The organism is Gelidibacter pelagius, assembly GCF_017581925.1.
GTDB classification, from domain to species: domain Bacteria; phylum Bacteroidota; class Bacteroidia; order Flavobacteriales; family Flavobacteriaceae; genus Gelidibacter; species Gelidibacter pelagius.
Map to the genome: position 1 here is coordinate 178,484 of NZ_JAGEVG010000006.1, position 14,232 is coordinate 192,715.

At 38.8% G+C, this 14,232-nt stretch carries 13 protein-coding genes; 10 read left to right on the forward strand and 3 right to left on the reverse strand.

The window, feature by feature from the left end:
* The first annotated feature begins 1 nt into the window (after window position 1).
* The 8 genes from J4051_RS06995 (at window position 2) to J4051_RS07030 (ending at window position 11,371) form a co-directional block, all read left to right on the forward strand.
* Window positions 2-1,603: an acyl-CoA carboxylase subunit beta gene (locus J4051_RS06995; protein ID WP_208233145.1), complete on the forward strand. Its 1,602-nt coding sequence runs from the start codon at window positions 2-4 to the stop codon at window positions 1,601-1,603.
* A gap of 15 nt (window positions 1,604-1,618) precedes the next feature.
* Window positions 1,619-3,598 (forward strand): acetyl/propionyl/methylcrotonyl-CoA carboxylase subunit alpha, encoded by a 1,980-nt coding sequence (locus J4051_RS07000; protein ID WP_208233146.1) that lies wholly within the window; start codon window positions 1,619-1,621, stop codon window positions 3,596-3,598.
* A 2-nt stretch (window positions 3,599-3,600) separates the two neighbouring features.
* Entirely contained in the window at window positions 3,601-4,419 is an 819-nt protein-coding gene (locus J4051_RS07005) for an enoyl-CoA hydratase-related protein (RefSeq protein WP_208233147.1), read from the forward strand.
* A 12-nt stretch (window positions 4,420-4,431) separates the two neighbouring features.
* A complete protein-coding gene (locus J4051_RS07010) occupies window positions 4,432-5,292 on the forward strand; it encodes a BKACE family enzyme (RefSeq protein WP_208233148.1) in 861 nt (286 codons plus the stop codon).
* Window positions 5,293-5,302: 10 nt separating this feature from the next.
* A complete protein-coding gene (locus tag J4051_RS07015) occupies window positions 5,303-6,109 on the forward strand; it encodes an SDR family oxidoreductase (RefSeq protein WP_208233149.1) in 807 nt (268 codons plus the stop codon).
* A gap of 7 nt (window positions 6,110-6,116) precedes the next feature.
* Window positions 6,117-7,892, forward strand: a complete 1,776-nt coding sequence (locus J4051_RS07020) for an acyl-CoA dehydrogenase family protein (RefSeq protein ID WP_208233150.1) — start codon at window positions 6,117-6,119, stop codon at window positions 7,890-7,892.
* A gap of 10 nt (window positions 7,893-7,902) precedes the next feature.
* Window positions 7,903-9,420: an acyl-CoA dehydrogenase family protein gene (locus J4051_RS07025; protein WP_208233151.1), complete on the forward strand. Its 1,518-nt coding sequence runs from the start codon at window positions 7,903-7,905 to the stop codon at window positions 9,418-9,420.
* Window positions 9,421-9,661: 241 nt separating this feature from the next.
* A complete protein-coding gene (locus J4051_RS07030) occupies window positions 9,662-11,371 on the forward strand; it encodes an AMP-binding protein (RefSeq protein ID WP_208233152.1) in 1,710 nt (569 codons plus the stop codon).
* 192 nt (window positions 11,372-11,563) lie between these two features.
* Here J4051_RS07030 and J4051_RS07035 read toward each other — a convergent pair whose 3' ends face one another.
* Window positions 11,564-12,004: a DsrE family protein gene (locus J4051_RS07035; RefSeq protein ID WP_208233153.1), complete on the reverse strand. Its 441-nt coding sequence runs from the start codon at window positions 12,002-12,004 to the stop codon at window positions 11,564-11,566.
* 118 nt (window positions 12,005-12,122) lie between these two features.
* Between J4051_RS07035 and J4051_RS07040 the strand changes: the two genes are divergently transcribed.
* Window positions 12,123-12,458 carry a DUF6150 family protein gene (locus tag J4051_RS07040; protein ID WP_208233154.1) on the forward strand — a complete coding sequence of 112 codons (336 nt, stop codon included), beginning with the start codon at window positions 12,123-12,125 and terminating at the stop codon, window positions 12,456-12,458.
* Window positions 12,459-12,646: 188 nt separating this feature from the next.
* On the forward strand, window positions 12,647-13,291 hold the full coding sequence (thiE, locus tag J4051_RS07045; RefSeq protein ID WP_208233155.1) for a thiamine phosphate synthase: 645 nt from the start codon (window positions 12,647-12,649) through the stop codon (window positions 13,289-13,291).
* A 105-nt stretch (window positions 13,292-13,396) separates the two neighbouring features.
* Here thiE and J4051_RS07050 read toward each other — a convergent pair whose 3' ends face one another.
* Complete coding sequence (locus J4051_RS07050; RefSeq protein ID WP_208233156.1) at window positions 13,397-13,672, reverse strand: hypothetical protein; 276 nt, start codon at window positions 13,670-13,672, stop codon at window positions 13,397-13,399.
* 190 nt (window positions 13,673-13,862) lie between these two features.
* Window positions 13,863-14,048, reverse strand: coding sequence for an adenylosuccinate synthetase (locus J4051_RS07055; protein WP_208233157.1), 186 nt, complete (start codon window positions 14,046-14,048; stop codon window positions 13,863-13,865).
* Window positions 14,049-14,232: the final 184 nt, after the last annotated feature.

A 14,232-nucleotide genomic window follows, 5' to 3' on the forward strand; every position in this document is an offset into this window, starting at 1 on the left:
GATGAGTGTTTTAAAATCAAAAATCAATATCAACGCTGCAGCCAGCAAAGAAAACTATCAAAAGATGGTGGACTTGGTTTCAGAATTGAACAAAAAATATAAGGAAGGTAGTTTTCAAGGGGATGAAAAACACATCACCAGAGCAAGAAAAAGACAGAAATTCTTAGCCAGAGAACGCATCGAATTGTTGTTGGATAGAGACAGTCCTTTTTTGGAATTATTGCCTTTAGCCGGTATGAACAATAAAAACGGCTTTGGTGCTGGAGGCACAAGTGTTTCTGGTATTGGCTTGGTTCACGGCAAGTTTTGCATGATCAACTCCAATGTGGGCACCCGTAAAGGTGGTTCCGTAGATTACGCGACTGTTTTTAAAGGACTAAGAATTGGCGATATCACACGAGAATGTAAATTACCAACCATCAATTTAGTTGAAAGTGGCGGCGCCAATTTACCTGACCAAGCCAAAATATTTAATTATGGTGGCGAAGGATTTAGAGAAATCACCAGACGTTCCGAATTAGGAATTACAACCATTGCCGTTGTTTTTGGTAATGCTACTGCTGGTGGGGCTTATATCCCAGGAATGTCTGATTATTCCATATTTCAAAAGCAAGCTGCAAAAGTGTTTTTAGCCGGTCCGCCTTTAGTGAAAATGGCGACCAATGAGATTGCAACCGATGAAGAACTGGGAGGTGCAGAAATGCATAGTAGAGAATCTGGTGTTTCAGATTATTTAGCGGAAGATGAATTGGATGCGATTCGAATCGCCAGAGAAATCATGGAATTTGTGCCAGAAAAGACGCCACATTTAATTCCTACAGAAGACATTAAAATCCCTTTATATCCATCAGACGAAATCTTATCTGTGGTTCCTGCCGATATCAAAACCCCTTTTGATGTTAGAGAACTCATTATGCGGATTACCGATGGATCTGAATTTTCCGAATTTAAGGCAGAATACGGTAGTACTATGGTTTGCGGGTGGTCTAAAATAAACGGCTACCCAGTTGGAATCATTGGAAATAACGGTGTTATTTTTTCTGAATCTGCCAACAAAGGCGCGCAGTTTATTCAGTTGTCCAATCAAAAGAACATTCCCCTACTCTTCCTACAGAATACCACGGGGTATATGGTTGGAAAAGAATATGAAAGAGGTGGCATCATTAAAAACGGCGCGAAATTAATCAATGCCGTTTCCAACTCTAAAGTACCATCTATCACCTTAATGATTGGGAGTTCTTTTGGCGCTGGTAATTATGGGATGAACGGACGTTCTTTTGAACCTAATTTCTTGTTTGCTTATCCCAATTCAAAAATTGGCGTGATGGGCTCAGAACAATTGGCAGGTGTGATGGAAATTATTCAAAAAGCATCCAACGAAGCCAAAGGACTTCCTGATAATCCCGAACAAACCAATATGATAAAAGCCATGTTGGTTGCAGAAGCTGAATCAAAATCATCTGCATGGCATTCCACTTCTGAACTTTGGGATGATGGTATTATCGACCCGAAAGAAACACGGAATTATCTCGGCTTTTGTTTAGCGGTTTTATACAATCAAGAAATTAAAGGCACCAACAGTTATGGTGTTTGGAGACACTAAAAGGAACTCAATAGCATGAAACATATCAATACAATTTTAGTTGCAAACAGAGGAGAAATTGCGTCCCGCATTTTCAGAACTTGCAAGCAAATGGGAATTATCTCAGTTGCTGTATACGCCGATGCCGATAAAAACGCACCTTATGTACAAGAAGCAGATCTTGCCATTCATATTGGTGATTCGGAGCCTGCGGCTTCCTATTTGAATCAAGATAAAATCATTGCCGCTGCAAAACAAGTGAATGCTGATGCCATTCATCCTGGCTATGGTTTTCTATCTGAAAATCCTGATTTTGCAGAGCGATGTCATACAGAAAATCTCATTTTTATTGGTCCAAATGTAGAAGCCATAAGAGCCATGGGTTCTAAGGCAGAAGCTAAATCCATTATGGAAAAAGCGAAGGTACCAACCATTCCAGGCTATAAAGGTAAAGATCAGTCTCCTCAAACCTTAAAAGACGAAGCTTTACGCATTGGATTCCCGCTCTTGTTAAAAGCGACCTATGGTGGTGGTGGTAAAGGCATGCGCATCGTCCATAAAGAAGACGAATTAGACAATGCCATTACATCTTCAAAAAGAGAAGCTATGAATGCTTTTGGCAATGATGATTTAATGGTGGAGAAATATATCGCTTCTGGGAGACATATCGAGTTTCAGGTATTTGGGGATCAACACAGGAATGTGATTCATATTTTAGAAAGAGAATGTACCATCCAAAGACGCTACCAAAAAGTAGTGGAAGAAAGCCCCTCTCCTGTTTTGACTCAAGAACTTAGAGATCGTATGGGCAAGGTGGCTGTGGCTGCAGTTAAAGCGCTGAATTATGATAATGCTGGTACCGTAGAATTTATTTTTGATGAGTCCACCAACGACTTCTTTTTCCTTGAAGTCAACACCAGATTACAAGTAGAGCATCCGGTTACAGAAGAAATTACCGATTTGGACTTAGTTAAAATGCAAATTGAATCCGCAAAAGGAATGCCATTGCAAGTAAAACAAGAAGACATCAAAGGCAATGGTTATGCTATTGAAGTCCGGTTGTATGCCGAAGACGCGGAAAATAATTTCGCACCAGTTACTGGTACCGTACATAAGCTTAGCTATCCGGAAGTTGAAGGATTGAGAGTGGAATCTGCCATTCAAACAGGTTCCGAAATTTCGATGCATTATGATCCGATGATTGCTAAAATTATTGTGCACGACAGCAATAGAATTGCAGCACTGAACAAATTGAATTATGTCCTCAAAAACACGATTTGCCAAGGCACAAAAACAAATTTAGCCTTCTTACAAACCATCATAAACAATGATGATTTTATAGCTGGTAACTACGATACGCATTTTATTGAAAACAAATTAGACTTAACGGCTATAGCTACACTAAATCAACAAGATAAAGAAGAGTTAGCCATAGTTTCAACCTTATACAATTGGCAACAACGCCAACATCAGCGGACAAAATTAAGAGCGATTCCTTCTGGATGGCGGAATAACTTTTACGAACATCAAAAAGAATCGATTGTTGTCAATGATGAAGACATCACCGTTCAGTATCGCTATTTAGATGATAGCTTTGAGGTGCTAATCAATGATGAAAAACGTACTTCTGAAATCATAAATTGTTCGGAAGACAGCATTCGTTTAAGCACCAACGGACTTCAAAAGACCTTTGCAATTTGCGTAAAAGATAAGTTCACCTATATCCATACGCCGTCCATTGGAAATGTAGAAGTTTTACGTTTGGATCGTTTCCCAGTAAAAGAGAAGGCAAAAGAAAAAGGAGGCTACACCTCCCCTATGCCTTCAAAAATCATCAAACTGCTTGTTGCCACAGGTGATGTGGTTAAAGAAAACGATCCTTTAATCGTTATTTCTTCCATGAAAATGGAAAGTACCATTATGGCTGATGAAGATGGCACCATCGAAGAAATTTTTGTTGAAGAAGGTCAGAATGTCCAAGTAGATCATTTATTACTAAAAATAAACAGCAAGTAATTATGGAATTTTTTAATAAAGAACTTGTAGATAAAGCCTTGGAGCAAACCTTTGCTTTTATCCAATTGAAATTTGAAGCACACGTCCTTACGCTGACATTAGATAGAGCGGAAAAGAAAAATGCGATTCACCCACAAATGGTGCAAGAAATTGCTTTTGCCATGCAATTCGCCAAACAAATAAATGCCGTAAGAGCTGTGGTGATTGACGCTCTGGGCGATGTGTTTTGTGCTGGTGCCGATTTAAAGGCATTTATGGGCATGGTTGGTGAATTTGAATCCTCTATTCCAAAATCAGATCAGGAGATATTATTAGGAGAACTTTTCAATAAAGTACACAAACCGGTGATTTCTAAAATTGAAGGCGATGTGTTTGCAGGCGGACTCTTTTTCCTGGCAGGTCCAACCTATGTGGTTTGTAATGCCGATGTAAAACTTGGATTACCAGAAGTAAAACGTGGCTTATTCCCATTTCAAGTCATGGCATCACTGTTAGAAATCATGCCGAAACGAAAAGTAATCGATTGGTGTATCAATGGCGATAATATAGATGCTAATAAAGCCTTTGAATATGGGTTAGTGACGCACATGGCTACCAAAGACACCATAGATGAAACGGTGAACAGCATTATAAATAAGCTTCTTGAGAACTCCCCTATGGCGATCCGTTTGGGATTGGAAGCAGCTGATTATATCAATAAAAAAGAATCTGAACATGCCTATTTAATGCAAATGCTTCAAAAAACAATTATGTCTAAAGACGCTCAGGAAGGCTTGTTGGCATTTAAAGAAAAAAGAAAACCAAATTGGTCTGACCAATAAAAACACAAAATTATGATTTACAAAAAACTAATCTTATCCGCAGCATTAACAGGTGCTGCAACCAATAGAACGCACTGTCCGGACATCCCTTATACGCCTAAAGAATTAGGTTTGGAAGCAAAACGTGCCGTAGATGCTGGTGCTGCCATCGTTCATATTCACGCGAGAGAAGACAATGGTATGCCTTCTTGGCGCACAGAGGTTTTTCAAGAAATTTCGGAAGAAGTGAGAAAGCATTCTAAAGACGTCATTATCAATTATTCTACTGGTGCAATTGGTCTTTCTATAGAAGATCGTTTAAAGCATTTACCTGCAACAAAACCAGATATGGCGGCTTTTAATATGGGAAGCATGAACTATGCGATATTCTCTAAAAGAGCCAAACAATTTATTTGGAATGGGGTTTTTGAGAACTCTTTTGACGACATGATCAAGGTTGTTGAAACGATGAACGAGAACAATATTTGTCCAGAAATGGAATGTTTTGATACGGGGCATATCAGAAATGCACAACCTTTAAAAGAAATGGGATTACTCCCTGATAATGCATGTTACAGTTTAGTGATGGGTGTTTTAGGAGGTATTGATGCTACGGCAGAGAATCTCATCCATCAGATAAAACAAGTTCCAGAAGGTGCTTTTTGGCAATCTATCGTCATCAGTAGAAAACAATGGCAATTGTCTGCAATCGCAGCCGCCATGGGAGGGAATTTCAGAGTTGGTTTAGAAGATAATTTTTACTTACCAAACGGAGATATGGCAAAATCGAACGGCGAATTAGTAGACGCTGGGATGACTTTAGCAAAATCTGTAGGTAGAGAAGTTGCGACTATAGAAGAAGCCAGAGCCATGCTCAATATCCCTTTAAAATAATAAACGTACTATGTTTCAATCCAATACATTTAAAGATCAGGTGGTTTTAGTGACGGGAGGTCGCTCTGGAATCGGCTTTCAAATCGCCAAAGATATGCTGCAATTGGGCGCCAAAGTCATTATTTGCTCACGTAAAGAAGCGCCCTTAAAAGAAGCCGCTGAAAAACTCTCTGAATTCGGATACGTCGATTATCAAGCTTGTGATATTCGAAATACCGAAGAAATCCAAGCATTGGCCGCCATGATCAAAGAAAAACACGGAAGACTGGATGTTTTGGTAAACAATGCTGGAGGTCAATTTCCTGTACTTGCCGAGTATTTAAATGATAAAGGTTGGAATGCAGTAATCAATAACAATCTAAACGGCACATTTTATATGATCCGTGAAATGGCAAACGCTTTTTTTATTCCTCAAAAACAAGGTAATATCGTCAATATTATTGTGGATATGCATCGAGGTTTTCCTGGGATGATCCATACGGGTGCTGCAAGAGCTGGGGTTGAAAACATCACAAAAACCTTAGCCCAAGAATGGAGCGAGTTTAATATCAGAATCAACTGTGTGGCACCAGGAATTATAGAATCGAGCGGTTTAGATACCTATCCGGCACAAGTTCAAGACATGTTTGCTGAAGCCAAAAAAGCCATTCCTTTAAAACGTTTTGGTGATGTGAAAGACATCTCCAATGCCGTTGCGTTTTTAGCGAGTCCGCTGGCGTCCTATATCACAGGGATTTCATTGTATGTAGATGGCGCACAGCATTTAAACTATGATAAAATGGGATTGCCAAACGTATTAAAATCCTTCTTAAAATAACGAACTGATGAGCACAAAACAACTTATAAATGGTGGCGCTTTTTTAATATATACGCCAGATTCCGAGAGTGTTTTTACACCCGAAGAATACACCGAAGATCAGCTATTGATTAGAGCATCTGTCAGAGCGTTTTTAGACCGAGAAATTGAACCTATAAAACACGTTTTTGATACCAAGGAAGGCACGAAAATAGCACCGGAAAAATTGGAACTATTAGGCGAATTAGGCTTTTTAGGTTTATCCGTACCTGAGAAATTCGGCGGCATGGGTTGCGATATCAAAACAGATATGGCGGCATCCGAAATCATGTCCGATAGTTTTGCATTTGCACAATCTATGGGCGTTCAGAGAGGATTAGGGATTAATACCATTCTTTTTTATGGCACCCCAGAACAGCAAGAAAAATATTTAGGAGGCATTATTGCCGGTAAAATTAAATGTTCTTATTGTTTAACAGAACCTGGTGCAGGTTCGGATGCGAATTCCGGGAAAACAAAAGCGACACTTTCGGCTGATGGCAAACATTATATTCTCAACGGACAAAAGATGTGGATTACCAATGCAGGATTTGCAGACGTGTTCTCTGTGTTTTGCAAAATAGACGGCGATGAAAATTTATCTTGTTTGATTGTTGAAAAAGAATGGGGCGTGACCTTAGGTGCTGAAGAAGACAAAATGGGCATCCATGGCTCGTCCACACGACAAGTGTTTTTTGAAGATGTCAAAGTCCCTGTTAAAAACCTTTTAGGCGAACGGAATAAGGGCTTCAAGATTGCCATGAATGCCTTAAATCTCGGTCGATTGTTTATCGGAATCGCAGGATCTGGAATCTCAAAAAGAGCTTTTAAACTCGGCGTCACTTACGCCAACCAACGCGTTCAGTTCAATCAAACCATTGCCTCTTTTGGTGCTATTCAAGAAAAAATTGCCAAGATGGCGGTGTCTATTTATGCCTTAGAATCGAGTTGGAACCGCTTGGCTGGAGATATGGATACCATGTACGATCTTTTCCTATCTGAAACGGCAAACGAATTGCTCTCTAAACAAAAAGTAGCTCAAGAATACGCTACAGAATGCGCCATTATTAAAGTGTTTGGTTCTGAAGTGGAGCAATTTGTAGTCGATGAAGCGCTACAGATTCATGGTGGGATGGGCTACTCTAATGAAAGTGATATCTCGGTATTGTATAGAAATATTCGCGGCAACAGAATTTACGAAGGCACCAATGAGATAAATCGGCTATTAATTCCAGGAACTATTTTAAAATTGGCTTTCAAAGGAAAAATTCCGCTAATGGAAACCGTAATGAAAACCTTTGGCGACTTACAAGCTGGTAATTTAAAACCTGCCGACCCTGCCCTATCTTTTGCTGACTTTAGTTTGGAGTATTTAAACAATTGCAAAAAGCTTGCGCAATTAGTGTGCGGTCAAGCCATGCAAAAATTCCAACAAGACATAGAAAAAGAGCAAGAGGTGTTGTCCAGGCTTTCCGATATCATTTCTCAAGTCTATATTCTTGAAAGTGTGGTGTTGAGAAGCATTAAAAACAAGAGTCATCAAACAGAATTAAGAGAAGCCATGACCAGCATTTTCATCTATGAATCTGCTAAAATCATAAACGACGCTGCCCAAGAGGTTATTTACGCAAGTGCAGCCCCAGAAATGGCTCTGATGAGTTTTAAAGCGATTAAAAAGCTCATTCAGCTCCCTGCAGAACATATTATAGAAAAAAGAAGAGTTGTTGCAAAACACTTTATCGAAGAAAATAAATACAAATTATAAACAGATACAAATGAGCAATTATCATTTTACAGAAGAACACTTAATGTTTCAGGAAAGTTTGAAAGCATTCATGAAAAAAGAAGTGATTCCGAACATAGACACCTGGGAAGAAGAACAACGGATCCCAACTGAGGTATGGAAAAAAATGGGCGACTTAGGCTTTTTAGGATTAGGATTTCCGGAAGAGTTTGGTGGTTCAGACTTAGATTTCTTTTACGATGTTATTTTTGTTGAAGAACTCGCTAAAGTATTTTCAGGCGGTTTTGCCATCACCCAAGCGGTTGTGCAATACATGTCCAGTCCGTATATTTTAAAACACGGGTCGCAACAATTAAAAGAAAAATATCTGCCAAAACTCATTTCTGGTGATGCCATAAGCGGGATCGCCATTACAGAACCTTCGGCTGGTTCCGATGTGGCGAATATACAAACTACAGCCACTTTAGAAGGTGATCATTATATTCTGAATGGCTCTAAAACATTCATTACCAATGCGGTTTATGGCGATTTCGTCATCTGTGTCGTAAAAACGGACGTCAGTGCCGGACCTGGAGGTGTCAGTCTTTTGGTAGTCGATTTAGATGCGGATGGCATTCAAAAAACGAAATTAAAGAAATTGGGTTGGCATGCTTCCGATACGGCAGAACTATCTTTTGACAACGTTAAAGTGCCAAAAGAGAATTTAATCGGACAGGAAGGTCAAGGCTTTTATTATTTGATGGGCGGTCTACAGTTAGAACGCTTGGTCGGCGCCATTATGGGCTATGCCGCAAGCGAATCTGCTTTGGAGTACACCTTGCAATACATGTCTGAACGAACTGCTTTTAACAGACCAATCAACAAGTTTCAAGTCTTAAGACATCGCATGGCACAATTGGCATCAGAAATAGAAGCCTGCAAACAATTTGTACTGCATTGTTCTCGACTTCATAATGATGGAAAATACGCAGTTAAAGAAAGCTCTATGGCAAAACTATTGGCTACAGAACTCTCCGACAAAACCATGACCCAATGTTTACAATCGTTTGGTGGCTATGGCTATATGGAAGAATATAAAATCGCCAGAATGTTTAGGGACAGCAGAATCGGGACTATTGGTGGCGGAACCTCAGAAATCATGAGGGAGATTATCGCCAAAATGGTCATTGACGATGTGAGTTATGAAAAAAGCACAGAAACTAAAAACGAAATTAATACCAATATAAATTTAAAAACAGATCAAAAAATGAGCACACAATTAGAAACACTTTTAGACGTCATTAAAGCAAAAACAGCAAAAGTAGACCCAATCGGACATACACTGAAATTCGATTTTGGAGAAGAGCAATTATACATCGATGGCAAAGGCGATGTCAACCAAGTTTCCACCAGCAATGACCCAGCAGAATGTGTTATAGAAACAAGTTTCGAAGACTTTATAGCACTAACAAAAGGCGAATTGAATCCGATGGCTGCCGTTATGGGTGGGAAAGTAAAAATTAAAGGCGATATGTCTGTAGCCATGAAGTTGCAAACCATTTTTGGATAGACTTTAGGACTATTCAATTTCATATTCCTATGGAATTTTAGGACACGAAACCTGTATGATTTGCTGGCGATTCTAAAAGTATTAGTTTTTACGAATCAAAATGCTTTACTGGCAAAAACTAACGAATCATACGGGTTTCATTCCCATAAGTAATGAATTATGCTGGATTTTGGGTTTTTGGGAAATCAACTGACGCCCGATTATATAAGAAATAAACGCGAATATTTAAATAAAAAATTATTTGAAAAATAATAATAACAGCATGCAAGAGGAAAATAATTCTATAAAAAGTATTATTGAATATTTCTATTTCTGGGAAGAAAACACGCCTGATTCCGTTTTTTTAAGACAGCCCTTTGGAAACGAATGGACGACGCTCACATTTAAGGAAGCAGGACTTGAAGCCCGAAAAATGGTGACTGCCTTAAAAAAGGAGGGTCTACAGAAAGGCGACCATGTTGGTATCTATTCTAAAAACTGTTACCATTGGGTCTTAGCCGATTTGGCCATTCATATGGGCGGCTTTGTTTCTGTTCCCTATTATGCAAGCTTACCAAAAGATCAATTAAAAACGGTTATCGATTTAAGTGATTTAAAAGCGCTATTTGTCGGTAAAATAGATGAATGGGGAAGCAAAGAAGAGATACTTCCAGAAGGACTAAAAGTGATCAGATTTCCGCATTATAAAGATAATGCAAAAGTAACTACAGGTTTGGATTGGGATGAACTCATCAAAGGAAATGAACCCCTAAAAGAAAATTACATTCCGAATTTGGAGGATTTATGGACCATCTTATTTACATCGGGTACTACGGGACTACCAAAAGGTGTCATGCATATTCATCGGTCGCCGGCATTAATCATGCATCATGAAAAACAGACCGATTGGGTTGGCGTATTCAAAATTAAAGACTCCCGATTTTTTTCTTATTTGCCTTTAAATCATGCCGGTGAAAGAATTGGCGTAGAAACCACCGCCATTACCGTTGGAGGTTCCATATCTTTTGTAGAGAACATTGACACTTTTTCAAAGAATTTACGGGGCACCCAACCTACCCTATTCTTTTCGGTGCCACGGATCTGGAATAAATTTTACTTAGGCATTCTGAGTAAAATCCCTAAAAAGCAATTGGACTTGTATTTAAAAGTTCCAATCGTAAAGACCATTGTTAAAAACAAGATATTAAAAGGCTTAGGCTTGAACCAATGTAAGATAGTAGCCACTGGTGCTGCCATCACACCTGCATTCCTAAAAGAATTTTATAAGAAATTAGACATCCATCTAATCGAAGCTTACGGGATGACCGAGCTTTGTGGATCAATCACCAATTCAGTCGATTTAAATTCGCCTTACGATTCCGTAGGTAAAGTAGTGCCTTTTGCAGAACTTAAAATAGCCCCAGAAGACGGCGAGGTGATCATTAAAACGCCCTATATGATGAAAGGCTATTATAATGACCCAGAAAAAACAAATGACGTTTTAAAAGACGACTGGATGTATAGTGGAGATATCGGTCATATCACAGAAGATGGGTTTGTGATCATTACTGGTAGAAAATCTGACGCATTTAAAACGTCCAAAGGTAAATACATTGTGCCAAATCCTATAGAGGAAACAATTTTAGAAAACGATTTTATAGAGCAAGTATGTGTTGTTGGCTTAGGATTGCCTAATCCCATTGCTTTGGTGCAACTTTCAGAAGATGCGATGGTCTTATCGAAAGATATCATTGAAGAGTCATGCGAGGAAACCTTGGAGATTTTAAATAAGGAACTTCCTAACTACGAAAGAATAACCACCATGGTTATCATCACAAAAGAAGTTTGGTCAGAAAAAAACAACCTCCTTACCCCTACCTTAAAAATCAAGCGAAATGAAATCCATAAAACCTATAACGAAAATTATTTAGCCTGGTTTAATCACAAAGACAAAATCATTTGGGACGCATAATTCACCGTAAACGAACTTCAATCCCGGGAGATGTTGTTTATAATGAGAATCGCTCAACCAGATCATAACGCTTAAAGCACGAGCGCATGTCATCGTGCTAAAGATCATTTATTTTGGGACATTTGTTCCAATCGAGCGCAATCAGCTAATTTCAAATGTCAATGGTTTAATATTGAAAGCGATCCGTCACAATTATAGGGTGATCGTTTTGTAGCCGTTTTCTTGCAAACCGAAAATATAGGCAAATCCATCTGGCGTGGTTTCAATAGACCTGTGGTAATCTGATTTTTTCACATCAAAGTGCTTCATCGCCGACTCACAAACGACAATACGAACGCCAATTTTTTCGCTCATTTCAATAAAAGAAGTCAAACTTTCGTCGGTGGCTAAATCTTTCGCTGCCGCACTGATGATGACAATTTCGAAACTCATTTTAGGATTCTTGCCTTTAAGTTCTTTACCCGTCATAACCGCTGCTTGAAAGTATCGCGCGTTAGGAACGAGGATCGCATATTTACCGTCCGTTTTCACGGAATTCTCAATATCTGAAACACTTAAGGATTGTGCAGTGGCTGGAGTGTACAAAACAGATCCTACAAAAACAAAAAGGATCAATAAAAACTGATGACGCATAATTTTTCTTAATTTGGATTATTAATAGGTGACTCACATCACAAGGACAAACATAGACTTTCCTTCTGTATCTAATTGTAACCTATGTTACCAGGAATGCCAATTAAAATTCAAGAATATGAAACACTTTTTTTTAATCTCAATACTGCTTTTGACTTTCAACATGGCAAAAGCTCAAAAAATTCATTCGGTGGACTATGAAAATCAGGCTGATGTAAAAGTATTCGTTGTGGATTATGAAAACCAAGCCGATTTGAAAGTTTTCAAAGTTAAATACGAAAATCAAGCAGGCAAGAATGACGGAAAATGGTTCTTTACAAAATATGCTAATCAAGCAAAAAAGAAAATATTTTTCGTGAAGTACGAAAATCAAGTCGACTTAAAGATTTTCTTTGTCGATTATCAAAACCAAGCGGGTTGGAGAAAGGCTTCTAAGAAGGAATTGTTGTATTAAAGAAGTTTTAATGAAATAATGAATTTCATGAAAAAGTTCAATTTTATTAACATTGGAGAAGCGGATTTTAGAAGATGTTTTTTTTAAGTCACCCACCCAATGTCTCCATTTTATTCCAAATTCCACTCCACTTTCCCACCTAAAGTATTTAACTTGCCACAATTCCGTTCCTCATAAAAAGCAACATCATGATCATCCCTAAACTTCATTATATCTCTCAAGGCAATACCCCAAAAGAACATTTGGAAAACATCCAAAAAGCCTGTTCTTCTGGTGCAGAATTGGTACAATTGCGATTAAAGAATATTTCAGAAAAGAAACATTTGAAATGGGCTCAGGAGGCTCGGGACATCACCTCTCATTTTCAAACCCGATTGATCATCAACGACGACTACAAAATAACCAAAGCCGTTAAAGCCGATGGGGTGCATTTAGGAACAACCGACGTCTGCCCTACCGTTGCCAGAACGCATTTGTACACTTGGCAAATGATTGGCGGCTCGGCACATAACTTGCAGGATTGTAAAAATTTAATCAATAAGGACGTTGATTATATCAGTTTGGGACCCTTCCGATTTACAAACACCAAAGCGAACATTCCCACAGTTTTGGGTCTCAACGGCTATACGGCCATTATGGACGTCTTAAAAACCGAAACCCCAGTGCTTGCGGTTGGTGGCATCACTACAGCAGATGTTAAGGACTTATTGGCAACGGGTATTTCTGGTCTTGCGGTATCTGAAGCGATCACGCGCGATTTTAATAATATCAAACTGTTTCATGATCTACTCAATGCGTCTTCCACGGCGGAGAAACGGCATAGGTTTGAATAGGAAATGGTATTAAGTACTGAGTATTAAGTATTAAGAGTGCTCTGTTTTTGGGACCGTCTTTATTAGTGGTTTGTCGATGGCTTTTTTTTGATCTAATCGAATATATCACTCCCTTTGCGACGCCTCAATCATTTTTTCCAAGAGATTGGCCGCATGCGATAACTCCGTGAGTTTTGCCAACTGCGATTGCACGGATTGGCTGCGCTGATAAATCTTCCGTTGGAGGTCGGGGTCTTTGAGTGCATATTCGATGCGGTTCAATTCGTCCATTCGCATTTCTAAAGCAATGATGTTGAACATTTTTTTGTGTTGTTCAAAACTGAGATTGGGATGTTGCCCATTGATCTCTAAAATCCGCGAGTAGTATTCTGTAAAGTTCATAAGACAAAATTACTCATATATATAGCAAGTCCCTGCTTAATATTGTAGCAAGTGTCAAATTTTAAGAATTATGGATCGGATTCTAAACAAGGTGTTTTATGACCCAACATCCCACTACCCTACACTGTGCATAGGTTCTTGATATCTACTGAGCTATTGGATGATCTTTGAATACAATGAATTGGGCGTATTAATCCTTGTCCTTGTCTTTTCTTTGTTGCTTTCTATAAGCAAAATAAAAGATGATCAATAGAATGGGTGCAATTATATAGACAATGACCTCAAAGGGGCTTGAGAAATCGAGAGTACTCGAATCGCCTGGATTTGGAGTGCTTGATGGAATTTGGATCACTAATGGATAAAGTATGTTTAACATTGTTTTTCTGTAAATGGTTACCTCGTAATTTACGAAATTAATAGCTAAGAGCCTTCAATAATAGAATCTAAAAACTGAATTCTGCTCAAGGCAAACCTTTCTAAACGGTGGCTTAATGGATTGTCTTTTGATGACGCCCCTATGGGGCTTATTTATTTGTCCGATTTTTTGTTACAAAGATAAC

Bases quoted from the DNA above. Each gene is read 5' to 3' on its own strand.
- J4051_RS06995 (WP_208233145.1), top strand. From the start codon at position 2: ATGAGTGTTTTAAAATCAAAAATCAATATCAACGCTGCAGCCAGCAAA.
- J4051_RS07000 (WP_208233146.1), top strand. From the start codon at position 1,619: ATGAAACATATCAATACAATTTTAGTTGCAAACAGAGGAGAAATTGCG.
- J4051_RS07005 (WP_208233147.1), top strand. From the start codon at position 3,601: ATGGAATTTTTTAATAAAGAACTTGTAGATAAAGCCTTGGAGCAAACC.
- J4051_RS07010 (WP_208233148.1), top strand. From the start codon at position 4,432: ATGATTTACAAAAAACTAATCTTATCCGCAGCATTAACAGGTGCTGCA.
- J4051_RS07015 (WP_208233149.1), top strand. From the start codon at position 5,303: ATGTTTCAATCCAATACATTTAAAGATCAGGTGGTTTTAGTGACGGGA.
- J4051_RS07020 (WP_208233150.1), top strand. From the start codon at position 6,117: ATGAGCACAAAACAACTTATAAATGGTGGCGCTTTTTTAATATATACG.
- J4051_RS07025 (WP_208233151.1), top strand. From the start codon at position 7,903: ATGAGCAATTATCATTTTACAGAAGAACACTTAATGTTTCAGGAAAGT.
- J4051_RS07035 (WP_208233153.1), bottom strand. From the start codon at position 12,004: ATGCGTCATCAGTTTTTATTGATCCTTTTTGTTTTTGTAGGATCTGTT.
- J4051_RS07040 (WP_208233154.1), top strand. From the start codon at position 12,123: ATGAAACACTTTTTTTTAATCTCAATACTGCTTTTGACTTTCAACATG.
- thiE (WP_208233155.1), top strand. From the start codon at position 12,647: ATGATCATCCCTAAACTTCATTATATCTCTCAAGGCAATACCCCAAAA.
- J4051_RS07050 (WP_208233156.1), bottom strand. From the start codon at position 13,672: ATGAACTTTACAGAATACTACTCGCGGATTTTAGAGATCAATGGGCAA.
- J4051_RS07055 (WP_208233157.1), bottom strand. From the start codon at position 14,048: ATGTTAAACATACTTTATCCATTAGTGATCCAAATTCCATCAAGCACT.